Source organism: Nonomuraea diastatica (assembly GCF_004349015.1).
In the GTDB taxonomy this organism is placed as follows: domain Bacteria; phylum Actinomycetota; class Actinomycetes; order Streptosporangiales; family Streptosporangiaceae; genus Nonomuraea; species Nonomuraea diastatica.
In genome coordinates, this window is record NZ_SMKP01000114.1 from 1 (window position 1) to 23,233 (window position 23,233).

Consider the following 23,233-nt stretch of genomic DNA (forward strand, 5'->3'; position numbering starts at 1 on the left):
CAGCAACGCCGTGCCGGCCTTGGCGCCCTCGACATGGCCGGCGAACTCGGCGATCATCCCGGCGACGGCCTCGGGACGGCTGCGGTGGGCCCAGTGCCCGGCCGCGAGCCTGCGGCGCCACAGCCCGCTCACCCACCGATCGAACGAGGCCGGCAGCGCAGGCGTCACGAACCGGTCCCGCGTGGCCTCGATGAGCTGCACGGGCACGTCGGAGACGCTCGGATCGAGGCCGGGGTCGCCGAGTGTGGCGGCCATGTTGCGCCGGTAGAGCCAGAGCCCGTTGCGCCCGTCCTCTGCCAGGGTGGGCGCCGGATGCCCGGGCCGTGGCGTGACGCCCTCGCCGAGCAGGGTGCGGGTGACGATCCGCGGCATGATGGAGCCCCAGGCCAGCTCGGGCAGCGCGGGCAGCAGGAAAGCGCCGATGTACCACGACCTCATCCGCTGCGCCGCGACGTCGCGCCGCCGCCCGTGCCGCGCGAAATGCCGCATCTGCCGCAGCCCGGGCCCGCCCAGGCTGGTGAACGAGGCCACCCGGTCACGGATCCCCTCCCGTGCGACGGCCTCCCACCCCTGCAGCGAGCCCCAGTCGTGCCCCACGAGGTGGACCCTGGGCTTGCCCACGGCGTCGAGCACGGCACCGAGATCGGCGATCAGGTGGTCGAAGTCGTAGGCGCGTCGGTCGCGCGGGGCGGAGGACCCGCCGGCCCCGCGCACGTCGTAGCGCACCACGTGGAAACGGTCGCGCAGGAGTGCAGCCACCTCGTCCCAGACGCGGTGGGTGTCGGGATAGCCGTGGAGGAGGACGATCGTCGGCCGGTCGGGGTCGCCCTCCTCGACCAGCGCCAGCCGCACGTCACCGGACTCGACCCACCGCATCGCGACCTCCTATTGGACGCACCGTCCAGCAGAATACCAACGAGAGTCCGCGCGGATCACCTGTCGGGCCGGGCCGACAGGCCCGTGCAGGAGCGCAACTCCTCCCAGTCCTCGACCGCCCGCGTCTTGGACGACCCCTTCATCGGCACCGGGACACCGCCCTGGATGGTGGCCGGCGTCCAGGCGTCCTTCAGCACCTTCCGCCCGTTGATCGTCAACGTCAGCACCCCGGTCCTGCCCGTGGTCGCGGGATCGGAGTTGTAGAAGACGAAGTTGCCCATGCCGTAGTTGACGTACGCGTTCTTGAGATATCCGGACCCGAGCAGGATGTGGGCATGCCCACCGACCACCACGTCGGCGCCCGCCTTGACCAGCTTGGGAGCGAGCGAGCGCTGCGCCGGGTTCGGGCACTTCTGCATCTCGGTCCCCCAGTGCAGGTGGACGATCACCGTGTCGGAATTCTTGCGCGCCTTGCGTACGGCCTTCAGCAGGCTCGCCTCGTCCTTGGCCGAGGCCAGCCCGCCCTTGCCGGCCGCAGCCGTCCACGACTGGATGAACTCCGCGTCCATGACCTGGGTGGCCCCGATGATCGCCACCCGGTTGCCGTTCACGGTCCTGCGGTACGGCCGGTACGCCTGCGCCGCGTCCTTCCCGATCCCCACCACGGGGAACTTGCTGCGCTTGATCGCCGCGAGCGTGTCGGCCAGCCCGTCGTCCATGTAGTCCATGCCGTGGTTGTTGGCCATGGACGCCACGTCGACCCCGGATGCCTTCAACGCGCTCAACGCGCTGGGCGGGGCCCTGAACGTGAACTCCTTGCCCGGCGCCGGCGTCCCCCCGGTGGTGATGGCCGTCTCCAGGTTGACCATGGATAAATCCGCCTTGCGTAGCACGCTCGCGATCGGCCCCAGAGCCGTGCGCGGGTTGGAGAGCCGGGGGCGCAACATCCCCTCGAAGTGCACATCCCCGCCGAAGGAGATCGTGTACGGCCGCCGCTGCGGCGTCGGCTTCGCCGAGGGGGTGGCCGAGGGAGTGGAAGGTGCCCGCTGCTGCTCCACCTGCCCGCGTTGCGGCTCCCTTTCCGGCGGAGACGAGCATGCGGTCAGGGACACCACGACAGCGAGCGCCGGGAGGGCATGGGGGAGTCTCATCTACCGCCACTTCCACTCGAATCCTGTCTTCCAGGGATCGAGCATGCCATGTGGGGCGGATTACCGTGCAGTCCTCTCGTTTGACAACAAATCGGACATCGCGTGGCGTGTCTCGTCATCCATCGACGTGCCAGCGATCCCCAGGACTCAGGGAGAGGCCGTCAGGCCGGCCGTGCTGAAGCGCAGGATCGTCGACGTGGCGGCTGAAGGCACCCGTCGAAGACGGCGGCGGCCGCGCTCCTGGTCGCGGACGAGCAGAAGGATGCGGAGGTGTCGGCACAGGCCTGTCAGAGCAAGTCGCCCTTGCCCAGGGCATATCCACCCGCCACACAGGACCCGGCCCGCGTCGCCTCTGGTACGTGAGTCATTCGTATGACACCTTGCGCCCATGGTCCCCCGTCACCCTCGGCGACCGTCGCGCTCGTCGGCGTTGCTGCTCACGACGATCGCGCTTGGGGCACTGGCTGCGACTTTGCTCTCGCCGTTGTTGCTGAGCCTCCTCCTGCCTGCCCGCTCACATCGGCCGCCGCCGAGTGACATCGGCGAGACCTACGGCGCCGCATCCGCCGTGCTCTCCGCTTTAGCGCTCATCGTCATCGGCGTGCAAGCCAGGGAAATGAGGTTTGCACGCGAGGAGGCGGAGCGATCCCACCATTTCCAGCTTCTGCAGCTGCAGATAGAAAATCCCGTGCCGGCCTGAGCCGGTGCTCCAAGAATGTGCGCGCCACGACTTCCTCGGCACGGAAGTCGGCAGGCGTTTCTGGTAGGGCACGCGAGGCCGTCGGCGCGCCCCGGCCATTCGTCACAGTGATCGACCGCGCCTGGCGGCAGACGGTGCAGACGGTGGAGGCCCGGGGCACCCAGCCGCCATGTCGGAGCCTCGAAAGCCCAGAGGAGCCTGCTCGCCGCGCCAAGCGCTGCTGCGGCGGCGCTGGTCGTAGTCGGGATCACATGGTGGAGCCGAACCAGAAAGGTGCGTGCCGATGATTGATCATCGCGGCCGCGGATGTGTCATGATGTGCAAGTCTTCTCTGCTCCAGACTGCGGAAGTGCGGGAAGCCGGAGGCGTGCCATGCCTCCACCCGAACGGCCCTGAAAGGTTGTGCCACCAACTTGCCAGGGCCGTTCGTCATGCGCCTGCCCCTAGTGCGGTCAGGTCGAACTCACCCTGGCGAACACCTGCCGTGAAGGCTGCCCACTCGCCTGGCGTGAAGACCAGCACGGGCCCGTCCTGCGTCTTGCTGTCCCTTAGCGCGACATTGCCATCAGCCAAGGGCGCGACCTCGACACAGGCCCCTGCGCCGTTGCAGAAGGTGCTCTTCCGCCAAGCTTCCGTCTTAGTATGGATGTACATTTTCTCTCCAAATACATAAAAGGGCTCCATCGCCCCCTTATGGCCTTTTACTACCTTCGCCAACGCATGGCTTTACGCTGAATGAGAACACGGGATTCATCCTCGCCCAGAGCCTCCGATTGGATGTGATCGAAAGCTATTTCGTATCCAGCCACTCGTTCGAGATCCTCGACAAAGTCAGCAGTGTACAGCTGCTCAAGGTACACAACATCATCAAACGCCGAAAATTTCAGATGAATGAAGGCACCAGTGTTAACCGGATGAAGTGAATCCAACGGGAGGACTCGGACACTAACGTGCGGCAACATCGAGATCTCCAGGAGATGCTCCATCTGCTCCCGCATCACGGCGGACTCGCCGAAACGTCGCATCAACACCGACTCGTCGAGCACCGCGACAACAGAGCAGGGATCGGCCCTGTGCAGCACTCGCTGCTGCCTGTCGAGACGAGCCTCGACCCGACTCCTGACACCACTGTGCGTGATGCGCGCGATGCCCCGGGTCGCCAGAATGACTTCCCTGGCATAGTCCTCGGTCTGCAACAGGCCAGGCACAACCTGGGGTTCCCAGTCGCGCTGGAATGTCGCCTCCGCCTCAAGCCCGAGGAATCTTGTGTATTCCTCGGGAAGAGTGTCTTCGTAATCTTCCCACCACCCGCGTTGCTCCGCATCCCGCAACAGGCCGAAGAGCTCGTCAAGTTTCCCTCCGTCGATGCGGTAGAGCTCGGCCAGGGCTTTGATGTCGTCGGCGACGGGCATGGTCTTGGCCGCCTCGATGCGGCTGACCTTGCTCGCCGACCAGCCGAGCTCGCGAGCGGCCTTGGCGCCGGTGAGCTTCCTTCGCTCCCGGAGGATGCGCAACTCCTGCCCGAGCCGGAGCCTGCGTACTGTGGGACTGCCCTGCTGCGATGGCACCGTCCACTCTCCTTGTCGGGAATGAAGGTGTAGCCGGAAGGGGTCGTTTGGGGCCCGGCTTTGTGGGCCGTTCGGCCAATCTTACACTGCAACTTGCATGAAGAGTCGCGTACGGCCTTGCCAGGAAGGCTTTCACGGAGGGAGCGTAGGGGCAAGACGAGCTCCGTAGGGCGGCGGATCCCGGGCGGGATACCGGAGTTCGTGCCAGGTCGACCAGCCTCTGACTCTTCTCGTGCAAGTTGCATCGCAAGCCAAGAAGCAAATCGCGAAGAAAGTTAAATCTTCCCTTGCCTAAAGCCTTGCAGCATCGCGGGCCTAGGGGGACGATCGATTTCAGGAGGGACCTCGGATGGTGAGGAGGCCGGACATGACCACACGGCCGTACGCATCGGGCCTTCCGACCACGATCACGCGCCCCCACGCGGGCCGTCTCGCCGGCAACGTCGCCGTCCCGGACCTGAGAATCCACCCCAGGGAGGCCACTTGCCGGAAGGACCATTTCATCGCCTGACCGCGCAGCGAGAGTCCGCTCATTCGAGCACGCAAAAAGCCGGGCCGCGGCTGACATCCGACTCGCCGCATATGGGCTGCCACCCTGCGACGAGACCGGCCATCAGCCGTCGGACCGGCCAAGAAGCCACCTCAAAATGCCGCGAAAGGGGTCTTCTATGTACTCACAAGGTACCAAGGGACTCAGCCGAATCAAGTCCCGGATCCGGGAACTCGTCGCATGGGCCGACCGGGAAATCTGCATGGAGCCCGACGAGTTCGCACACCGCATGGGCTGGACCGTCGAGCGGGTGCGATTCGGCGCCCGCCGCTACCGCGACCCGCGCTTCGACCAGCTCCGCCTCCCGCACCGCGTGACGGAGGAGGTGTCTTGACGTGCCGAGGAACCCGCGCAACCAGATCTACCCCGGCTACGAGGACCTGCCCGCCGCCGGCCGGAGCGGCCGGCTCGTCAGGCTCTGGCGGATCCGTACGGAGCTTCTGCTCGCGGCGGCGCTGACGCTGTTCACGCTGACGCTGCTCGGCGCCACCCAGGAGGGCCGGTGGATGCCCGTCATCCTGCTCAGCAGCGCCATCTCGGTGCCGGCCGTCACCAGGACCGGCCGCGGCTGGATCACCTCCCACGTCTGGTGCGTGATCTCCCGGCACCGCCTGCAGCGGGTCTGCCTGGAGACCACGATGCACACCAGGGCGGGGCGGATCCCGCTGGTCCTCTGGATCACACCCACGTCCAGGGGCGAGAAGGCCCTTATCCTGACGAGGGCCGGGATCTGCGCCGAGGAGTTCGAGGCGTACAGCGAGGAGATCGCCGCAGCGTGCTGGGCCAGGAACGCGAACGTCTACCGGCACCGCACGCGGTCGCAGTTCCTGATCGTGGAGGTCGTCCGGCGCGACGAGGCTCCGGGCGCGGCCTCCCCCGGCCTGGACAGGTTGTACGGCCGGCGAGCGTGGATCTCGCTACGGCCCGACTTCGAGGAGCCGCCTGATCTTCGCGCGGACCTGACGCTGACGCGAGCCGGCCACTAGACCTGGGGGACCGCGCATACCCCAGGGCACAAGCCCCGGAGACCGCGGGGGCTCCGGGGCTTCCCCATGCGCCCGACGTTCCGAGTCGTCACGCAGTGTTCAACGGAGTTCCGGTCAGGATTTCACCATCCTGGGTGATCACCGCACATTAGGGTGTCGCGCGTGACTATCGCACCAGAAGAGGACCGCCTGAACACCCAGATCGCCTTCGCCATCGAGATCGACAAGTTGAAGCGGATCATTCGCCGCAACCATCTCATCGACGGTTCGCGACGGGAGAACACCGCAGAGCACTCCTGGTACGTGGGCACGTTGGCGATGGTCCTCGGCGAGCACGCCCCGCCGGGGACCGACCTCCAACGGGTGGTGGCCATGCTCCTGGTGCACGACCTGGTGGAGATCGACGCCGGTGACACCTTCGTCTACGACCCGGTGGCCGTCTCGGCACAGGCCGAGGCCGAGCGGGCCGCCGCCGACCGCATCTTCGGCCTGCTGCCCGCCGACCAGGCGGCGTGGATGCGGGAGTTGTGGGACGAGTTCGAGGCCAGGAAGACGCCTGAGGCGAAGTTCGCCAAGGCGCTCGACCGGTTCGCCCCGATCCTGGCCAACCACCACACGGAGGGCGGCACCTGGCCGCTGTTCAAGGTGACGGCCGCCCAGGTCAGGGAGAAGGTGCGGATCATCGAGGAGGGCTCACCCTCACTCGGTTCGTACGCATTGGAGCTGGTTGAGCTGTCCGTGGCCAGAGGTCACCTGTCCGAGTGATGCCCTCATGGCCGGGGTAGGGGACTTGTCGTGAAAGAGGAAGTGCGAGCGAAGCGTCGGCAGCTACGGGGTTTCGCCGGGCCGGTCGCCCTCGCCGATCGGCTCGAGAAGTCGAAAGCCATGGACAAGGCCGTCAGGACGCTGGCGAAGGCCGTACGCCGGCGCATCCCCCAGGGGCGGGTCCGTGACCTGCTGCACGGCGTGCCCACCGGCAAGCCGCTGCACCCGCCGCTCGCCACGGTGAGCCTCGGCTGCTGGATGTCGGCCGCCGTGCTGGACCTGGCGCGCGCCGACCCCCGGGCCTCCCGCCTGCTGCTGGCCACCGGCATCGCCAACGCCCTGCCGACGGCCGCGGCAGGGCTGACCGACTGGTCGTCGCTCCACCGCGAGCAGCAGCGGGTGGGTTTGGTGCACATGGCGTCGAACGTGGCCGCCCTCGGCCTGTTCTCCGCCTCGCTGCTGGCACGGCTGCGCGGGCACGAACGCCCCGGCCGGCTGTTGTCGTTCGCCGGGCTCGGCGTGGGCAGTCTCGGCGCCTATCTCGGCGGCCACCTGGCCTACCGGCAGGCGGCCGGGGCCAACCACGCCCCGCAGGTCACCCATCTGGTGCCGCTGGGCTGGCACGACCTGTGTCTGCTGAGAGACCTGCCCGACGGCCGTCCTGTGGCGCGCAGGCTCGGCTACATCCAGCTCTTCGTGTTGCGCCAGGGCGAGGCCGTGACCGTACTCGGCGACCGCTGTCCCCATCTGGCCGGACCGCTGCACCAGGGCAGGCTCGTCATGGAGGACGGCGAGGCGTGCGTGGTCTGCCCGTGGCACAGCAGCACGTTCCGGCTGGCCGACGGCTCGGTGAAGCACGGGCCCGCGACCGCCCCCGCGCCCATGTTCGAGACGCGCGTCAGGCGCGACGGCACGCTCCAGGTGCGCCCCGGGTTGACCTGAACTTAGCTTGAGGTCCTAGGGTCGCCGCATGGGAAAGATTCTGGTGACCGGCGCGACCGGCAACGTTGGCAGGCACGTGGTGACCCGGCTCGCGAACGCGGGGCTGGAGGTCCGGGCGCTCGCCAGGGATCCAGCACGGGTGCGGCTGCCCATCGAGACCGTACGCGGCGACCTGACCGCCCCCGAGACCCTGGAGCCGGCGCTCGACGGCGTGGAGAGCGTGTTCCTGCTCTGGCCTGGTACCTCGGCCGAGAGCGCCGCGGGCACGATCACGGCGATCGCCAAGCATGCGCGGCGCGTGGTCTACCTGTCGGCGGACGTCGAGGACGTGGCGGACGACGAGGAGCCGACGTACTTCCACCAGGGGGTGGAGCGGCTGATCCGGCACTCGGGAGTCGGCTGGACCTTCCTGCGGCCCGGCGGATTCGCGGCCAACACGCTCATGTGGGCCGACCAGATCAGGCAGGGCGTCGTGCGCTGGCCGTTCGGGCAGGCCGCCAGGTCCCTGATCCACGAGAAGGACATCGCGGCCGTGGCCGTGCACGTGCTCACCTCCGCTGGGCACAACGGCGCGGCGTACGCGCTCTCCGGCCCCGAGCAGCTCACCCAGGCCGAGCAGGTGCGCATCATCGGCGAGGTTCTCGGCCGCGAGGTGCGCTGGGAGGAACTGCCCGTCGACGAGGCCCGCGAGCAGCTCAGGGCGGCCTGGGGCGACCCGGCCTTCGTGGACCTCGCGTTGCAGGTTTGGGGAGGGTTCGTGACCCGTCCCGAGCCTGTCACCGGCACCGTCGAGCGGCTGCTCGGCCGCCCTCCGCTGACGTTCCGCCGGTGGGCGGAGGACCGCGCGGCGGACTTCAGCTGACCTCGTCGGCGGGGTGCTCCACGAGTGCGAGGATGCGGCTGGACATGAACCGGGCCGTGCGCACCGGGGTGCCGGTCCTGGTGACCTCGCTGACCTCGACGAGCCCCCGCCGCGTGTTCACCTCGACTCGCCGGCCGGCGCGGGTGGCCGTGATCTCGTAGGTGCGCGGTGACCCTCCCGCGTCAATGACGATCTCCACCCAATCACCCTTCATGTACAGATTCATACCCAGATAGCCGGGAATTTATCCGTACACCAGTACGATAATGGCGGCGATTCCCACGCAGACGATGACCCCGCGCAACACCGGCGCCGGGATGCGCCGGCCCAGCCTGGCACCCAGGAAGCCGCCGGCCATCGCGCCCAGCGCCACCCCGGCCACGGCCTGCCAGTCGACGTCCGCGACCACCGTGAACAGCACCGCGGCCACGGCGTTGACCAGCAGCGCGAGCACGTTCTTCGCGGCGTTCACCCGCTGGAGGCCGTCGTCGAGGAAGATGCCGATCAGCCCGATCAGCAACACCCCCTGGGCGGCCCCGAAATAGCCGCCATAGACGCCCGAGGCCAGCACGCCCAGCCACAACGCCGCGCCGCCGTGCGGATGCGCGTGCCCCCGCCGCTCGGCCAGCCACGCGTTGAGCCTGGGCTGCACCAGGACCAGCAGGCAGGCCAGCGCGATCAGCGCGACGACGACCACCTCGAACACGTCGGGGTCGAGGAACAGCAGCAGGACGCCGCCGATCAGCGCGCCGACCGCCGAGGCGGCGCCCAGGCGCAGCAGGCGGTCACGCTGGCCCTGCAGCTCGACGCGGTAGCCGTAGGCGGCCGTGAAGGAGCCCGGCACTAGCCCGATCGTGTTGGACACGTTGGCGGTGACGGGATCGATGCCCACCGCCACCAGCGTGGGGAACGTGATCAGCGACCCTGACCCGACGACCGCGTTGATGGCGCCCGCCATCACCCCGGCCACGCAGACCGCAGCCAGCTCCCACCCCGTCACAAACCCTCCTTGACCCGAGAAACCCGCTCGTCGGACCGCCGTCCGGCCATGCCTGAGGCCGGGGCGATGGCCCTCGCAGCGGGTTGCTCACTGGGTGTCCGAGCTCTTGGGGGGTGTGAAAAGACCGCCGAGATTTTCCAGCGCCTTGCCCATCTCCGACGGCACGATCCAGATCTTATTGGCCTCGCCCTTGGCGATCTCGGGCAGGGTCTGCAGGTATTGGTAGGCGAGCAACTGCTGGTCGGGCTTTCCCTCGTGGATGGCCTTGAAGACCATGCCGATCGCGTCGGCCTGCCCCTTGGCGCGCATGGCCTGGGCCTCGGCCTCCGCCTGCGCGCGCAGCACGGCCGCCTCCGCCTCGCCCCGCGCCCGCAGCACCGAGGCCTGCTTCTCGCCCTCGGCCGCGAGGATGGAGGCCTGGCGCTGCCCCTCGGCGGCCAGGACCGCGGCGCGCTTGTCGCGGTCGGCGCGCATCTGCTTCTCCATCGAGTCCTGGATGGAGGCCGGGGGGTCGATGGCCTTGAGCTCGACCCGGTTGACCCGGATGCCCCACTTGCCGGTGGCCTCGTCGAGCACGCCGCGCAGCGCGGTGTTGATGTCCTCGCGCGAGGTCAGCGTGCGCTCGAGGTCCATGCCGCCGACGACGTTGCGCAGCGTCGTGACCGTGAGCTGCTCGACGCCGGTCAGGAAGTTGGCGATCTCGTAGGTGGCCGCCTTGGGGTTGGTGACCTGGAAGTAGATGACGGTGTCGATGGAGACGACCAGATTGTCGGAGGTGATCACTGGCTGCGGCGGGAACGACACCACCTGCTCACGCAGGTCTATCAGGTCTTTGATGCGGTCGATGAACGGCACCACCAGGTTGAGCCCCGGCGTCAGCGTGCGGTGGTAGCGGCCGAGGCGCTCGATGATGGCAGCCGTGGCCTGCGGGATGATGCGGATCGTACGAACCACCGCGAAACCCACCGCCGCGACCACGACAAGGGCGACGATGAGCTGCTCGATGGACATGGCAACGCTCCGGAGCCGAGGGGACCGACTCCGTAGATCCTATTTGGTTTCTGTCATTCGCAGTGTCCAGTCGGTGTCGACCGATGTCGACCGATGTCGACCGACTTTATCGGCATAAAAGGCGATCTAGTGAGGACGGGCGTACCAGCGGCCCTCGCCGCTCCTCTCCAACGAGAGCGGCACGCCGAACGTGTGGGAGAGGTTGTCGGACGTCATCACGTGCTCCAGCGGCCCCTGGGCCACCACGGAGCCGTGCCGGAGCAGCAGCCCGTGCGTGAACCCCGAGGGCACCTCCTCCACGTGGTGCGTCACCAGCACCAGCGTCGGCGAGCGGTAGTCGCCCGCCAGCAGCGACAGACGGCGCACCAGGTCTTCACGCCCGCCCAGGTCGAGCCCGGCGGCCGGCTCGTCGAGCAGCAACATCTCCGGGTCCGGCATGAGCGCGCGGGCGATCTGCACCCGCTTGCGCTCGCCCTCGGACAGCGTGCCGAACCGCCGCCTGATCAGGTGGGCCGCGCCCATCATGTCGATCAACTCGACGGCCCTGGTGACGTCGTTGGAGTCGTACTCCTCCGTCCAGCGGCCCATGATCGCGTACGACGCGGTCAGCACGAGGTCGATGACCTTCTCCTCGGGCGGGATGCGCTCGGCCAGCGCGGCGCTCGCCAGCCCGATCCGCGGCCGGAGATCGAAGACGTCCGCCTGTCCCAACCGCTCGCCGAGCACCTCGACCAGGCCCTCACTCGGATAGAGCAACGTGGCAGCGACCTGCAGCAACGTGGTCTTACCTGCGCCATTGGGGCCGATGACCACCCAACGCTCGTCCTCGTTGACCGTCCAGTCGATGCCGCGCAGCAGGGCCGCTCCGTCGCGCCTGACGGCGACGTCCTGGAGCCGCAGCACCTGACCACCCATCCCCGATCCCTCCTTCAGGAGTCACCCACGGGACAAACCTATTGCAGGGCGAGCGCTTATCGTGGATCGGTGCGCCCTGAATCGCCTGTCTGTCCCTCCCTGGTCGCCTGGGGGAACGCCTGGCTCGCCGGTCACGTCGGCCTCGACGAGGCGGCTGACCACGTGGAAGCCGTCGGCGGTCCCGTCGTCGCGGGCGACGTTCCGTTGCGTAAATACCTCGCAAATCTGCGCGTGGGCGGCCTGCGCGAGCTGCGGCTCGCCCTGCCGGCGCCCGGTGACCCGCTGGGACTGTCGGGCCCGGCGTCGTTCAACTCGGCCGCGGTCGACGTCGGTCAGGCCGCGATCGCCGTGGCCGACGGCCAGAACACCGGCCTGCTGCCTCTGCCGGACCACCGCGGATCGTCCTACGTCGGCGTGCGCCTGGAAGTGCACGACTCCGGCCCCGTACGCCATGACCTGCCCTCGCTCGCCGAGGCCGAGCGCGACCTGTCCGACGCGATGCGGTCGGCCACCGAGGCGCTGACCTCCGTCGACGGCCCGGTGTCCAACCGTCCCGACCGGCTGGGGCAGCGCGGCGGCGAGCTGGCGCCCGGCTATCCGGCCCGGGCCCACCGCGTGGCCACCCTCGCCACGCGGCTGGCCACCGTGCTGCGCCTGGCCGACGACCGCGGCCTCACCGTCGCGCAGGTCGCGGCGCGCGGAGCGGCGCTGCGCGAACTCGACCGTGCGGTACGCCGCGCGCTCGTGGCGGCCCACCACGCGATCTTCGAGCCGATCAGGAACCAGTGACCGCGTCCGCCGTGGAATCAGCCGAGACCGTGGCGTACCGCGTAGAGCGCGGCCTGGGTGCGGTCCTGCACGCCGAGCTTCATCAGCACGTTCGACACGTGGGTCTTGACCGTCTTCTCCGCCACGGTCAGGCTCCTCGCGATCTCCCTGTTGGACCGGCCGGCCGCGATGAGCGCCAGCACCTCCCGCTCGCGCTCGGTCAGCGGCACCGCTCCCGGCACGCCGGACGCGCCGTCGGGCGAGGCCAGCATCGCCTCCGCCGCCTCGGGCGCGAGCAGCACCTGGCCGCCGTGCACCGCGCGCACCGCCTGGACCAGCGCGGACGGATCGACGTCCTTGTAGAGGAACCCGGACGCGCCCGCGCGCATCGCGGGACCCACGTCGGACCGGTCGCTCACCGACGTCAGCACGACGATCCTGGTCGCCGTGCCGGTCAGCCGCTCCAGCGCGCCGAGACCGTCGAGCACGGGCATCTTCAGATCCAGCAACAGCACGTCGGGGCGGAGCTCGCCGACCAGCTCGACGGCCTGGGCCCCGTCGCCCGCCTCGGCGACCACGGTGATGTCGTCCTGCAGGTCGAGGAACGTACGCAGCCCCTGACGCACCACCGGATGATCGTCGGCGATCAGCACCCGGATCACACGCCCACCTCCACGCGCACCGTGGTCCCCCTGCCCAGGGCCGACTCGACGGTCATGACGCCTCCGACGGACTCGGCCCTGTCACGCATCGACGCCAGGCCCAGGCCACGCGAGTCGGCCTGCTCGAAGCCTCTGCCGTCGTCTTCGACGCTCAACACCAGCTTGCCCTCCTCGTATGCCAGGCGCACCGAGACGCGGGACGCCTCGGAGTGCCTGAGCGCGTTGTGCAGCGCCTCCTGAGCCACCCTGAGCGCCGCCACCTCGACCACCGGGTCCAGCGGCGGCAGCTCACCGCACTCGAACACGACCAGGGACGGGTGGAGCCGGTCGAGCATGCGCACGTGCTTGCGCAGCGTCTCCGACAGGCCGTGCCGGTCGAGCTCGGCCGGGCGCAGCTCGACGATCACGGCGCGCAGCTCGGTCAGAGCCTCACCGGCCAGCCGCTGGACGCGCTGAAGCTCAGGGGCGACCTTGTCGGGGGCCTTGTCGAGCATGGCCTGCGCCGACTGTGCGGTCAGCCTGAGCGAGAACAGCTTCTGGGTGACCGCGTCGTGCAGCTCGTGGGCGACCCGGTTGCGCTCCTCCAGCATGGCCAGCTCGCGGCCGCGTTCGTAGAGGCGGGCGTTGGTCAGCGCGATCGCGGCGTGCGCGGCGAAGAGCGTGAGGAGGTCCTGGTCCTCCTGCGTGAAGCCGCCGGGGGTGCGCTTGTTGGCCAGGAAGATGATGCCGAGCACCTCGTCGCCGTCGCGGATCGGGACGCCGAGGAAGTCCTTCATCACCGGGTGCGCCTTCGGCCACCACTCGAACCGCGGGTCCTCACGCAGGTCGGGCAGCCGGGCGGGGGCGCCGTCGCGGAGCATCGCCCCGAGCATGCCGTGCTGTCTCGGAAGCGGCCCGATCGCGTCCCACTGCTTGTCGGTGATGCCCTCGGCGACGAACTCGGCGAACGACCCGTCGTCGTCGGGCACGCCGAGCGCGGCGTAGCGGGCGTCGAGCAGCCGCTGCGCCGAGCGTACGATGACCTGCAGCACCTCGCGGACGGACAGGTGGCGGGTGACCGCGAGGACCGCGGAGCTCACCGCGTGCAGGACTGCGTCTCGGTCGGTGGCCACGTCCCCACCTTAAGGTCCTAGGACCATGTCCCCAGGGCCGGTCCGGCCCTCAGGCCGATGTCCGCCGGGCGTCGCGTTCCTAACGTCGTGGGCATGACGAACACCGCACTCATCACCGGCGCGTCCCGCGGCCTCGGCCTCGCCCTGGCGAGGTCCCTGGCAGGAGCGGGATGGAACCTCGTGCTCACCGCCCGCGGCGCGGACGACCTGGAACGGGTCGCCGCCGAGCTGGGCGCCACCGCCATCCCCGGCGACGTGAAGGACCCGGCGCACGTCCGGCGGCTCGCGCGGGCCGCTCCCGAGCTGGATCTGCTGGTCAACAACGCCAGCGACCTGGGTGTGACCCCGTTGCCGCCGCTCGCGGGCTATCCGCTGGAGGCGTTCAGGGTGCTGCTGGAGACTAACGTGACCGCGCCCCTCGCCCTCATCCAGGCCACGCTTCCCGCGCTGCGGGCGGCCCAGGGCGCGGTGGTGAACGTCACCTCCGACGCCGCCACGGGCCCGTACGAGGGCTGGGGCGGCTACGGGGCCACCAAGGCGGCTCTGGAGCAGCTGTCCAACGTGCTGGCCGCCGAGGAGCCCGAGCTGCGCGTCTGGTGGGTGGACCCGGGCGAGATGAACACCCGGATGCTGGCCGACGCCGTGGGCGCCGAGGAGGCCGGGGCGGCGACCGATCCCGCCAAGGTCGCCACGGCGCTGCACGACCTGGTCGGCGCCCGCCCGGCCAGCGGCAAAGTGAGCCTCCAATGACCGCGTCGCTGACCGGCGCGCTGGACTTCTCGCTGCCGCCCGGTCTGTCCGCCCACGAACCGCCGGAGGCGAGGGGGACGGCCAGGGACGCGGTACGCCTGATGGTGTCGCGCGGCGACCTGGACCCCCTCCACCACCGCTTCGCCGACCTGCCGCGGCTGCTCGACCCCGGTGACCTGATCGTGGTGAACAACTCGGCGACCCTGCCGGCGGCCGTCCGGCTGGACCGGCTGGCCGTGCACTTCTCGACCGCGCGGGAGGACGGCACGTGGCTGGTGGAGCTGCGCCGCCGTACCTCGAAGGCGTCCGAGCCCTACGGCGGCGGCGAGCCCGGCGAGTGGCTGCCGCTGCCGGGGCGGGCCACGTTGCGGCTGATCGAGCGGGAGACGCCGCGCTTGTGGCGGGCCGAGCTCGACCGGGACGTGAAGCGGTACCTGCGCGGTCACGGGGTGCCGATCCGCTACTCGTACGTGGAGCGGGACTGGCCGATCGAGGACTACCAGACGGTGTTCGCGACCGTGCCGGGCAGCGCCGAGATGCCGAGCGCGGCCCGGCCGTTCACCGCGGACCTGGTGGCGGCGCTCGTGGCGCGCGGGATCGGGATCGCGCCGATCACCCTGCACACGGGGGTGGCCTCGCCGGAGAAGGACGAGCCGCCCTACGCGGAGCGGTACGACGTGCCGGGGCCCACGGCGCGGCTGGTGAACCTGACCAGGCAGAACGGCAACCGGGTGGTGGCCACGGGCACGACGGTCGTACGCGCTCTGGAGACGGCCGTCGGCGCGGACGGGCGCGTGGCCGCGTCGGCGGGCTGGACCCGGCACGTCGTCACGCCTGAGCTCGGCGTGCGGGCCGTCACGGGGCTGATCACCGGGTTGCACGAGCCGCGCTCCAGCCACCTGCTCATGCTGAGCGCGATCGCGGGCGAGAACGTGCTGGCCCGCGCGTACGAGGCGGCGCTGCGGGAACGGTATCTGTGGCACGAGTTCGGCGACACCCACCTGATCCTGCAGAGCTAGCCTGAGCCTGCCGAGCCGGCCCTTTGCCGACATTTTGCCGACCGGCGGCGCGCCGGCGAACGGCGCACTCCGGTCGCCACGCCCACGTCCGAATGCCCATCCTGCTTCACGAGCATCGGACCGGGCGCAGTACCGTGACTGGATGTGGACCAGCGCACCCTCCTGATCACGTTGAACGGCCCTGACCGCCCGGGCGTTACTTCACGGCTTTTTTCCGTTCTGTCCGGCTTTCCGGTGACCGTTTCGGACATCGAACAGGTCGTCATCCGAGGCCGGCTCACGCTCGGCGTGCTCGTCGCGTACGCGGGCGGCCCCTCCACCGGCACCGGCACGACGCTCGGCGCCATGTGGACCGCCGTCGAGCGGGTGGCCGAAGACCTCGGCATGGAGGTGGAGCTGTCCACCGGCTCACAGGCCAAGGAGCAGCGCCGCCGCGGCCGCCTGTCGGTCAGCGTGCTCGGCGCCACCCTGCAACCGGCTGCCATCGCGGGCATCGCCGGCCGCATCGCCGCCGCCGGGGCCAACATCGACCGCATCGAACGCCTCGCGCAGTGGCCCGTCACATGCATCGAGCTGTCCGTCTCCGGAGCCGACCCCACGTCTTTGCGGGTCGAGCTGGCCGCCGAGGCCGCCGCCCAGGAGGTCGACGTGGCCGTGCAGCGCACCGGCCTGTCGCGGCGGGCCAAGCGCCTGATCGTCATGGACGTCGACTCGACCCTCATCCAGGGCGAGGTCATCGAGCTGCTGGCCGCGCACGCGGGCTGCCTCGACGAGGTCGCCAGGGTCACCGAGGAGGCCATGCGCGGCGAGCTCGACTTCGCCGAGTCCCTGCGGCGGCGGGTGACGCTGCTCGAAGGGCTGCCCGCCGAGGTGCTCGACCACGTGCGCAAAGAAGTCGTGCTCACGCCGGGCGCCCGCACGCTGGTCCGCACGCTCAAACGGCTCGACTACCGCTTCGCCATCGTCAGCGGCGGGTTCACGCAGATCACCGACGGCCTGGTGGAGGAGCTCGGCATCGACTACTCCGCGGCGAACATGCTCGAAGTGATCGACGGCCGGCTGACCGGCCGCGTGGTCGGGGAGGTCGTCGACCGTCCCGGCAAGGCGCGGGCGCTGGAGAGGTTCGCCCGCGAGGCCGGCCTGCCGATCTCGCAGACGGTGGCGATCGGCGACGGCGCCAACGACCTCGACATGATCGCGGCGGCCGGGCTGGGCATCGCCTTCAACGCCAAGCCCGTCGTACGCCAGGCGGCCGACACCGCGGTCAACACCCCCTACCTCGACTCCATCCTCTACCTGCTGGGCATCTCACGCGACGAGGTGGAGGCGGCCGACGCCGAGGACGGCGCGCTCGCGGCAGGCTGAGTCAGCCCTCCTTGGGATCCCAGCGGGTGACCAGACGGCCCGCACCCGGAGAAAGCTCCGCCCACGGCGGCTCCACCCGGATCGCCGCGAAGGCCCCGGGCCTGAAAACGTAGTCACCGCCCGCCAGCCCCAGCGCCAGTTCGTGCACGCCCGGGTTGTGCCCGCACAACACCACGGTGCCCAGCCCGGGATCACACCTGCGCACCAGATCGAGCAGCTCGTCCGAGTACGCCTCGTAGATGTCGCGCTCGTAGCTGATCTCAGCGTCGGGGAAGGCGAGCTCCGCGGTGCGCCTGGTCCGCATCGCCGGCGAGCAGAGCACCACCTCGGGGGTGAACCCGGCCGCCCTGATCTCGTCGCCGGCCCGCTCGGCGTCGCGCTCGCCCCGGTCGGTCAGCGGCCGCTCGCGGTCGAGCAGGCCGGCGATCTGAGCGGCCTTCGCGTGACGCAGCACAATCAAGGTCCGCACCGGTCATCCATTCCTCGTCGCCCAGGTGGCCAGCCCGACGAGCACGGCCAGGACGACCAGCATCGCCAGCAGGATGAAGCCCAGGGCCTTGCCTCCGCTCGGCCGCTTGTCATCATTCACGTGCCCAGTCTCCCATCGGGACGCTCAGGTCCTTCGACTCCCCTGGAAATCCGGATCTACCCCGGACTTCCCGGGGAAGACGTTCCCCTGGGCGCTTCCTGGAGAATCGCACGCTTCCGAGAGCCGGATCCCGGAAAGGAACCTCCTCGGGAAGCCGGCCCCTGGAAAGGACCTCCCCGACGAGCTGGACCCCGAGAAGCGGGACCTCCCCGGACAGCAGGATCCCGAGAACCAGGACCTCCCCGGACAGCAGGACTTTCTTGGGCGGCGGAATCTCCCGGAGGAAGCGGGGACCCCCCGGGGAAGCGGAACGCCCGGGAAAGCGGAACGCCCGCCTCCCATGACGGAAGCGGGCGTTCACGGGTTCAGCCGGTCACGACGCGACGGGCTCCTTGTCGCGCTTGTTGTCGTTGGCCGGCTCGCTCGTCACCGACCGCCGCTTGGACACGATGATGGCCGCGACCACCACGCCCACGGCGATCACGGTGATGCCGATGCGGATGGCCGGGCTGCCCGCGTAGAGGACCACCGCCGGGGCGACCAGCAACGCCACCAGGTTCATCACCTTGATCAGCGGGTTGATGGCCGGGCCCGCGGTGTCCTTGAACGGGTCTCCGACCGTGTCGCCGATGACCGTGGCGGCGTGGGCCTCCGAGCCCTTGCCGCCGTGGTGACCGTCCTCCACCAGCTTCTTGGCGTTGTCCCAGGCCCCACCCGAGTTGGACAGGAAGACCGCCATCAGGGTCCCGCAGGCGATCGCTCCGGCCAGGAACGCGCCCAGCGGCGCGTAGCCGAGGGCGAACCCGACCGCGATCGGGGTCATGACCGCCAGCAGGCCGGGCGTGGCCAGCTCGCGCAGCGAGTCGCGGGTGCAGATGTCGACGACCCGGCCGTACTCCGGCTTCTGCGTGCCGTCCATGATGCCCGGGTTGTTGCGGAACTGGTCGCGCACCTCGAAGACCACGCGCATCGCGGCCCGCCCGACCGCCGAGATCGCGAGCCCCGAGAAGAGGAACACGACCGCGGCGCCGATGATCAGGCCGACCAGCACGTTGGGCTGGTCGATGCTGAGGCTGAACGAGGCGAACGTGCCGAGCGTCTCCTTGACCGCCGCACTCGCCGCGGTCAGCTCGGTCTCGACCGCCGTACGGAAGGCGCCGAAGAGCGCGGTCGCCGCCAGCACGGCCGTGGCGATCGCGATGCCCTTGGTGATGGCCTTGGTGGTGTTGCCGACGGCGTCCAGGCTGGTGAGCACGCGGGCGCCCTCGCCCTCGACGTCACCGGACATCTCGGCGATGCCCTGGGCGTTGTCGGAGACCGGGCCGAAGGTGTCCATCGACACGATGACGCCGACCGTGGTCAGCAGGCCGGTGCCCGCCAGCGCCACCGCGAACAGCGCGATCGTCACGTTGCCGAAGCCGAGCAGGAACGCGCCGTAGACCGCGCCGCCGATGATCAGGGCGGAGTAGACGGCCGACTCCAGGCCGACGCTGATGCCGGCCAGGATGACGGTGGCCGGGCCGGTGGCCGAGCTCTCGCCGATCTCGCGCACGGGACGCCGGTTGGTCTCGGTGAAGTAGCCGGTCAGCAGCTGGATGGCGCTCGCCAGCACCAGGCCGATGAGGACGGCGCCGATGGCGATGAGCCGCGGGTCGGCGGTGGACTCGACGGCGGCGCCGGTCAGGCCGCTGAAGCTGCTGGGCAGGTACCAGAACGCGGCCGCCGTGACGAGCACCGCCGAGATGGCGGCCGAGATGAAGAAGCTGCGGTTGATCGCCGCCATGCCGTTGCGGTCGCGGTCGCGCATCCCGGTGACGAAGATGCCGATGATCGCGGTGAGCACACCGATCATCGGGACGATGAGGGGGAAGACGAGCCCCTCCTCGCCGAAGGCCACGCGGCCCAGGATGAGGCTGGCGACCAGCATGACCGCGTACGACTCGAACAGGTCGGCCGCCATGCCGGCGCAGTCGCCGACGTTGTCGCCCACGTTGTCGGCGATGGTGGCGGCGTTGCGCGGGTCGTCCTCGGGGATGCCCTGCTCGACCTTGCCGACCAGGTCGGCGCCGACGTCGGCGGCCTTGGTGAAGATGCCGCCGCCGACTCGCATGAACATCGCCAGCAGCGCCGCTCCGAAGCCGAAGCCTTCGAGCACGCCGGGCGCGTTGCCCTGGTAGATGAACACGACCACGGCCGCGCCGAGCAGGCCGAGGCCGACGGTGAACATCCCGGCCACGCCCCCGGTGCGGAACGCGATGCGCATGGCGCGCTTCTCGCCGGAGTCGTTGGCCGCGGCGGCGACGCGCACGTTTCCGCGCACGGCCAGCCACATGCCGATGAACCCGGTCAGCGCGGAGAACACCGCCCCGACCACGAAGAAGATCGATCGCCCGATGCGGACGTCCATCTCTCCAGGTAGGAGGAGCAGCAGGAAGGGAATCACGACGACGAAGATCGCCAGCGTGCGGAATTGGCGGGCTAGGTAGGCCGCGGCGCCTTCTTGCACGGCGCGCGCGATGTTCTGCATACGTTCGGTGCCCTGGCCGGCGGACAGCACTTCGCGTACCAGGCCGCCGGCGACGGCTAGCGCGATAAGTGCGACCGCGGCGACCACGATCACGATGGTGAGATTGTTTCCGCTCAGGGCCAGATTGGACGCTGGCTCCAGTGCCAGCATGTGCCTGCTCATCGTTCTCCTCGGCAAGACCGGTCGTCCTGCCCGGGCGGTGCTGCACTCTTCCTCGGCGGGTGTTGCGGCACCATCCGGGTTGTGGGTGCCGCTTCCGGTTGAATCCGCGTTCCGCCGGATCACCTTGGCCGGTGCCGGGAGTCTACGCAGGCACTCCACGGATATGAAGGCTCTGAAGGCCGCTAATTGTGCAAGCGTCCAGTAAATCCCTGCCAGCGACCCGGTTTGGGGCCTGACAGGCGAAATTTCTCTTGGTTTACGGTCATGACATGGCCATGATACGTGCCGACCGAAACAACGGTAAGTGGGGGCGGGGGCATGTCATCCACAGGCTGTGGATGGTTTCCCGCGAAGCGCCGGCATCGCTGCCGCCATCGGGGCGGCAGCGACTCCGGCGGCCGCCGCCCTCGATCATGCGTCCGTCACGGACTGCGGGGGCTCCACACGGGATCCGCCGCGCACGTGCACTCTGGCCCTTCGGCCCGCCGGCGAGGTGATGCCCGCGACGATCCCGCTGGGCGCTTACTCCCCCGGGTGCGGACTCGCCGGGCTCTGAGGAGCGGCGTCGGCGGGATGTGTCAGGGGCCGGTCAAGGTGTCAAGAGTGTCATGCAGGCGCTCGACCTCGGAGTCAAATTTCCGTGTACGGCCCGGGCCCGCCCGAAGCGCTCCGGGGTGCCGCCGCTCTAAGGGTTGCCGTGGGTGGCGCCGGCAAGATCCCCCATCGGGCCGAGGAGGCCCGGTGCTCGCCCGGCTCGACCGGGCGGACTTGATCTAGTAGGGAAAGTCATCACACAGGTGGTTGGTACGGCGGCGCTGTCGCCTTAGCCTCAGTCAACGGGGACATCAAGCCAGGAACCGTCGAGCATGAGAGTACGGCCGCTGAACTCTGCCAGAGAATTCCATGCGAGTATGCGCTTGGGGACGAGGCGGATGTACAGGAACATGTTCGGGGCGTTGCGTGGGTCTGTCGATACTTTTGCGTACGCCTTGGCTGAGGCTACGTCGATGTTGGGTACGTCGAGCAGAACCGTGCAGGCATCGATCAGGACGACGTCGGCGGTGTCCCCAATCGCCAACCGCGCCGTTGGTCTCGCCCGCAGGTTTGAGACCGTGCGACTGCGGCGGAAGGTCGCGGTAGTCAAGGTCGAGCCGTCCCACACGTAGGCGACTGGGATCAGGTGTGCCCCGTGACCGTCGCTCCCGGTGGCCAGCCACATTTGGGATCCGCTGCTCAGACGGTCAAAGGCGCCGGCTCGTCGCTGTGGGAGGTCACGTGCTGGCGGCAGGGTTGCTGAGGACATGGCTACTCCTTCATGAAGGCTCACATCCTGAAGACGAACGGGCGGAGGACAGATTCGACACTGCCTACGAAACGTGCGGTGCCGGGCTGGTCCTGCCCTCCGACTCTCCGCTGGTTGTCCCAACCCTGGAACAAGCCGCGGCGCATCATCGCCGCTATCCCGAAACTGCGGTTCTACCCGAGCAACCAGCACTGAGGACCGATGCTCCACACCTTCTTCGACATCATGCTCTTCGCGGGGCTACGTCCCTCCGAAGTCATGGCGCTCACCGTAGACGGATGCCACTTACCTTTACGGGGCTGGGGCAAGCTCACCCTCACTGGTGCGGCTCCCGACGTCGGCACGCTGTGGACCGACACCGGGGAACGACATGAGAAGGAGGGACTCAAGCACCGGGCGACAACGGCCATGCGCATCATGCCGATCCCGCCCGAACTCGTCGCCATCCTCCGGGCCTACCTCAACGACTTCCCGCCCGCTGCGGACGGCAGCCGTCCACATGCATCGGATCGACACCGGGGAAGACACGACGAACGCGAAGATCGAAGCGGCCCCAACCGGGCAAACGATCTCCCCTGAGCCTGTGACCAGCGAAAACGCATCCCACGGGCCAACCCACCGACAACGGCCCCCTAGCAGCCTAAAAGCCCCAGGTCAGCCCTCTGATCACCAAAAGATCGCGGCACTCCCGGAGGCCCTCAGCCATGGTCGGCGGGCGGGTCTCGTCGGCTTGCCGTACAGGATGGAGGGTTTGATGCTGGGCGCCAGAAAGGCGCCCAGCGGCCAGGCGGCGGAAGGCACTCGCGCGGACCCGATCACGCGCCGTTGCCGGCGGGCCAGCTCATGCGGATGTTGGTGCCCTTCGGACCGGGGAAGACCTCGACGTCGTCGGCCAGGCCCTCGATGACCGCTATGCCGAAGCCCGACATGAACGAGTCAGAAAGCATGCCCAGGTCGAGGGGCTGTTCCGGCTTGGTCTCATCGCTGGGAGCATGATCGCTGACCGTGACCTCGAAGCGGCCGGAGTCGTCACGCAGCTCGATGCGGATGGGTTCTCCCGGACAGTGGGCGCGATGCACCTCGACCGCCCGGGAGCATGCCTCACCCACGGCGAGCCTGACCTCGTCCAGCAGGGACTCCTCCACGCCGGTGCGGCGGGCGATCGCCGTGGCCACCAGCCGTGCGGTCCGCACATGCGCGGGGAGAGCGCTGAACGTCAGCTCGACGGTAGCCATGCTACTTGTCTTTGCCGTGAGCTTCCTTGGCCTCGTCGACCGAAGCGTAAATCCCGAAGACCTTGGTCAGGCCGGTGATCCGGAAGATCTTGAGGATGCGCTCCTGCGTGCAGACCAGCTCCAGCGAGCCGTCGTGCGCGCGAACCCGCTTGAGCCCACCGACCAGGACGCCCAGCCCTGTGGAGTCAAGGAAGTCGACCTTCTCCATGTTGACGAGAAGATGGAAGTTGCCCTTGTTCACCAGGTCGATGAGGAGCTCACGCAATCTCGGCGCCGTGTACACATCGATCTCACCCTCGACCTCCACGATGGTGAGTCGGTCTTCGGTGCGGTGATCCAACTTCAGATCCACAGATCCTCCAGCGCCTCGCCTGCGAAAGTAGTCTTGCGGGCCTGGCAATCTGGAGCGTGGCCC

Annotated in this window: 26 protein-coding genes; 11 read left to right on the forward strand and 15 right to left on the reverse strand. The window is 69.2% G+C overall.

Going from position 1 to position 23,233, the window contains the following annotated elements; translation table 11 throughout:
• Positions 1–876: alpha/beta fold hydrolase (locus E1294_RS32730; protein WP_132514838.1), on the reverse strand; the 876-nt coding region annotated here is incomplete at its 3' end.
• Positions 877–932: 56 nt separating this feature from the next.
• Entirely contained in the window at positions 933–2,027 is a 1,095-nt protein-coding gene (locus tag E1294_RS32735) for a CapA family protein (protein ID WP_132514839.1), read from the reverse strand.
• Positions 2,028–2,457: 430 nt separating this feature from the next.
• Between E1294_RS32735 and E1294_RS32740 the strand changes: the two genes are divergently transcribed.
• Positions 2,458–2,727 carry a DUF6082 family protein gene (locus E1294_RS32740; RefSeq protein ID WP_132514840.1) on the forward strand — a complete coding sequence of 90 codons (270 nt, stop codon included), beginning with the start codon at positions 2,458–2,460 and terminating at the stop codon, positions 2,725–2,727.
• Between the two features lie 429 nt (positions 2,728–3,156).
• On the opposite strand, the gene E1294_RS32745 is transcribed toward E1294_RS32740, so the two are convergent.
• Both E1294_RS32745 and E1294_RS32750 read right to left on the reverse strand, forming a co-directional pair.
• Positions 3,157–3,411, reverse strand: coding sequence for a DUF397 domain-containing protein (locus E1294_RS32745; RefSeq protein WP_342775109.1), 255 nt, complete (start codon positions 3,409–3,411; stop codon positions 3,157–3,159).
• 20 nt (positions 3,412–3,431) lie between these two features.
• On the reverse strand, positions 3,432–4,295 hold the full coding sequence (locus tag E1294_RS32750; RefSeq protein WP_132514841.1) for a helix-turn-helix domain-containing protein: 864 nt from the start codon (positions 4,293–4,295) through the stop codon (positions 3,432–3,434).
• Positions 4,296–4,963: 668 nt separating this feature from the next.
• On the opposite strand from E1294_RS32750, the gene E1294_RS32755 reads away from it, so the two are divergent.
• The 5 genes from E1294_RS32755 (at position 4,964) to E1294_RS32775 (ending at position 8,400) form a co-directional block, all read left to right on the forward strand.
• The gene (locus tag E1294_RS32755) at positions 4,964–5,179 is read left to right on the forward strand and encodes a hypothetical protein (RefSeq protein ID WP_132514842.1); all 216 of its coding nucleotides are present in this window, start codon (positions 4,964–4,966) and stop codon (positions 5,177–5,179) included.
• A gap of 1 nt (position 5,180) precedes the next feature.
• Positions 5,181–5,831: a hypothetical protein gene (locus tag E1294_RS32760; protein WP_132514843.1), complete on the forward strand. Its 651-nt coding sequence runs from the start codon at positions 5,181–5,183 to the stop codon at positions 5,829–5,831.
• A gap of 153 nt (positions 5,832–5,984) precedes the next feature.
• Positions 5,985–6,596, forward strand: a complete 612-nt coding sequence (locus E1294_RS32765) for an HD domain-containing protein (RefSeq protein ID WP_132514844.1) — start codon at positions 5,985–5,987, stop codon at positions 6,594–6,596.
• 42 nt (positions 6,597–6,638) lie between these two features.
• On the forward strand, positions 6,639–7,538 hold the full coding sequence (locus E1294_RS32770; RefSeq protein ID WP_246083452.1) for a Rieske (2Fe-2S) protein: 900 nt from the start codon (positions 6,639–6,641) through the stop codon (positions 7,536–7,538).
• Between the two features lie 28 nt (positions 7,539–7,566).
• Positions 7,567–8,400, forward strand: a complete 834-nt coding sequence (locus tag E1294_RS32775) for an NAD(P)H-binding protein (RefSeq protein ID WP_132514845.1) — start codon at positions 7,567–7,569, stop codon at positions 8,398–8,400.
• On the opposite strand, the gene E1294_RS32780 is transcribed toward E1294_RS32775, so the two are convergent.
• From E1294_RS32780 to E1294_RS32795, 4 genes are all read right to left on the reverse strand, one after another.
• Positions 8,393–8,599 (reverse strand): hypothetical protein, encoded by a 207-nt coding sequence (locus E1294_RS32780; protein WP_246083453.1) that lies wholly within the window; start codon positions 8,597–8,599, stop codon positions 8,393–8,395. The two genes, E1294_RS32775 and E1294_RS32780, sit on opposite strands and share 8 nt — an antisense overlap.
• 45 nt (positions 8,600–8,644) lie before the next feature.
• Entirely contained in the window at positions 8,645–9,400 is a 756-nt protein-coding gene (locus E1294_RS32785; protein ID WP_132514847.1) for a sulfite exporter TauE/SafE family protein, read from the reverse strand.
• A gap of 87 nt (positions 9,401–9,487) precedes the next feature.
• On the reverse strand, positions 9,488–10,411 hold the full coding sequence (locus E1294_RS32790; protein ID WP_220448057.1) for an SPFH domain-containing protein: 924 nt from the start codon (positions 10,409–10,411) through the stop codon (positions 9,488–9,490).
• Between the two features lie 126 nt (positions 10,412–10,537).
• Positions 10,538–11,326: an ABC transporter ATP-binding protein gene (locus tag E1294_RS32795; protein ID WP_132514848.1), complete on the reverse strand. Its 789-nt coding sequence runs from the start codon at positions 11,324–11,326 to the stop codon at positions 10,538–10,540.
• Between the two features lie 69 nt (positions 11,327–11,395).
• Here E1294_RS32795 and E1294_RS32800 point away from each other — a divergent pair, with 69 nt between their 5' ends.
• Positions 11,396–12,115 (forward strand): hypothetical protein, encoded by a 720-nt coding sequence (locus E1294_RS32800; RefSeq protein ID WP_165977594.1) that lies wholly within the window; start codon positions 11,396–11,398, stop codon positions 12,113–12,115.
• A 17-nt stretch (positions 12,116–12,132) separates the two neighbouring features.
• Here the strand turns inward: E1294_RS32800 and E1294_RS32805 are convergent, their stop codons facing one another.
• Together E1294_RS32805 and E1294_RS32810 are read right to left on the reverse strand one after the other, a co-directional pair.
• Positions 12,133–12,756: a response regulator gene (locus E1294_RS32805; RefSeq protein ID WP_132514849.1), complete on the reverse strand. Its 624-nt coding sequence runs from the start codon at positions 12,754–12,756 to the stop codon at positions 12,133–12,135.
• Positions 12,753–13,868 (reverse strand): GAF domain-containing sensor histidine kinase, encoded by a 1,116-nt coding sequence (locus E1294_RS32810; protein ID WP_181958591.1) that lies wholly within the window; start codon positions 13,866–13,868, stop codon positions 12,753–12,755. The genes E1294_RS32805 and E1294_RS32810 overlap by 4 nt, the downstream gene beginning before the upstream one ends.
• A gap of 93 nt (positions 13,869–13,961) precedes the next feature.
• On the opposite strand from E1294_RS32810, the gene E1294_RS32815 reads away from it, so the two are divergent.
• From E1294_RS32815 to serB, 3 genes are all read left to right on the forward strand, one after another.
• Entirely contained in the window at positions 13,962–14,618 is a 657-nt protein-coding gene (locus tag E1294_RS32815; RefSeq protein ID WP_132514850.1) for an SDR family oxidoreductase, read from the forward strand.
• A complete protein-coding gene (locus tag E1294_RS32820; RefSeq protein ID WP_132514851.1) occupies positions 14,615–15,637 on the forward strand; it encodes an S-adenosylmethionine:tRNA ribosyltransferase-isomerase in 1,023 nt (340 codons plus the stop codon). Before E1294_RS32815 ends, E1294_RS32820 begins: the two co-directional genes overlap by 4 nt.
• 144 nt (positions 15,638–15,781) lie before the next feature.
• On the forward strand, positions 15,782–17,002 hold the full coding sequence (gene serB, locus E1294_RS32825; protein ID WP_132514852.1) for a phosphoserine phosphatase SerB: 1,221 nt from the start codon (positions 15,782–15,784) through the stop codon (positions 17,000–17,002).
• Between the two features lies 1 nt (position 17,003).
• Here the strand turns inward: serB and E1294_RS32830 are convergent, their stop codons facing one another.
• From E1294_RS32830 to E1294_RS32840, 3 genes are all read right to left on the reverse strand, one after another.
• Entirely contained in the window at positions 17,004–17,471 is a 468-nt protein-coding gene (locus tag E1294_RS32830; protein WP_246083454.1) for a SixA phosphatase family protein, read from the reverse strand.
• A 493-nt stretch (positions 17,472–17,964) separates the two neighbouring features.
• Complete coding sequence (locus tag E1294_RS32835; protein ID WP_132514853.1) at positions 17,965–20,280, reverse strand: sodium-translocating pyrophosphatase; 2,316 nt, start codon at positions 20,278–20,280, stop codon at positions 17,965–17,967.
• An 829-nt stretch (positions 20,281–21,109) separates the two neighbouring features.
• Positions 21,110–21,583, reverse strand: coding sequence for a pyridoxamine 5'-phosphate oxidase family protein (locus tag E1294_RS32840; RefSeq protein WP_132514854.1), 474 nt, complete (start codon positions 21,581–21,583; stop codon positions 21,110–21,112).
• Positions 21,584–21,784: 201 nt separating this feature from the next.
• Here E1294_RS32840 and E1294_RS32845 point away from each other — a divergent pair, with 201 nt between their 5' ends.
• On the forward strand, positions 21,785–22,162 hold the full coding sequence (locus tag E1294_RS32845; RefSeq protein WP_132514855.1) for a site-specific integrase: 378 nt from the start codon (positions 21,785–21,787) through the stop codon (positions 22,160–22,162).
• A gap of 236 nt (positions 22,163–22,398) precedes the next feature.
• On the opposite strand, the gene E1294_RS32850 is transcribed toward E1294_RS32845, so the two are convergent.
• On the reverse strand, positions 22,399–22,818 hold the full coding sequence (locus E1294_RS32850) for an ATP-binding protein (RefSeq protein ID WP_132514856.1): 420 nt from the start codon (positions 22,816–22,818) through the stop codon (positions 22,399–22,401).
• 1 nt (position 22,819) lies between these two features.
• Positions 22,820–23,170 carry an STAS domain-containing protein gene (locus E1294_RS32855; RefSeq protein WP_043629845.1) on the reverse strand — a complete coding sequence of 117 codons (351 nt, stop codon included), beginning with the start codon at positions 23,168–23,170 and terminating at the stop codon, positions 22,820–22,822.
• Positions 23,171–23,233 lie beyond the last annotated feature (63 nt).

What these genes read in the sequence shown, in the direction of transcription:
- E1294_RS32735 (WP_132514839.1), bottom strand. Translation starts at nt 2,027, where the DNA reads ATGAGACTCCCCCATGCCCTCCCGGCGCTCGCTGTCGTGGTGTCCCTG.
- E1294_RS32745 (WP_342775109.1), bottom strand. Translation starts at nt 3,411, where the DNA reads ATGGAGCCCTTTTATGTATTTGGAGAGAAAATGTACATCCATACTAAG.
- E1294_RS32755 (WP_132514842.1), top strand. Translation starts at nt 4,964, where the DNA reads ATGTACTCACAAGGTACCAAGGGACTCAGCCGAATCAAGTCCCGGATC.
- E1294_RS32775 (WP_132514845.1), top strand. Translation starts at nt 7,567, where the DNA reads ATGGGAAAGATTCTGGTGACCGGCGCGACCGGCAACGTTGGCAGGCAC.
- E1294_RS32790 (WP_220448057.1), bottom strand. Translation starts at nt 10,411, where the DNA reads ATGTCCATCGAGCAGCTCATCGTCGCCCTTGTCGTGGTCGCGGCGGTG.
- E1294_RS32795 (WP_132514848.1), bottom strand. Translation starts at nt 11,326, where the DNA reads ATGGGTGGTCAGGTGCTGCGGCTCCAGGACGTCGCCGTCAGGCGCGAC.
- E1294_RS32815 (WP_132514850.1), top strand. Translation starts at nt 13,962, where the DNA reads ATGACGAACACCGCACTCATCACCGGCGCGTCCCGCGGCCTCGGCCTC.
- E1294_RS32820 (WP_132514851.1), top strand. Translation starts at nt 14,615, where the DNA reads ATGACCGCGTCGCTGACCGGCGCGCTGGACTTCTCGCTGCCGCCCGGT.
- E1294_RS32835 (WP_132514853.1), bottom strand. Translation starts at nt 20,280, where the DNA reads ATGAGCAGGCACATGCTGGCACTGGAGCCAGCGTCCAATCTGGCCCTG.
- E1294_RS32840 (WP_132514854.1), bottom strand. Translation starts at nt 21,583, where the DNA reads ATGTCCTCAGCAACCCTGCCGCCAGCACGTGACCTCCCACAGCGACGA.
- E1294_RS32845 (WP_132514855.1), top strand. Translation starts at nt 21,785, where the DNA reads ATGCTCCACACCTTCTTCGACATCATGCTCTTCGCGGGGCTACGTCCC.
- E1294_RS32850 (WP_132514856.1), bottom strand. Translation starts at nt 22,818, where the DNA reads ATGGCTACCGTCGAGCTGACGTTCAGCGCTCTCCCCGCGCATGTGCGG.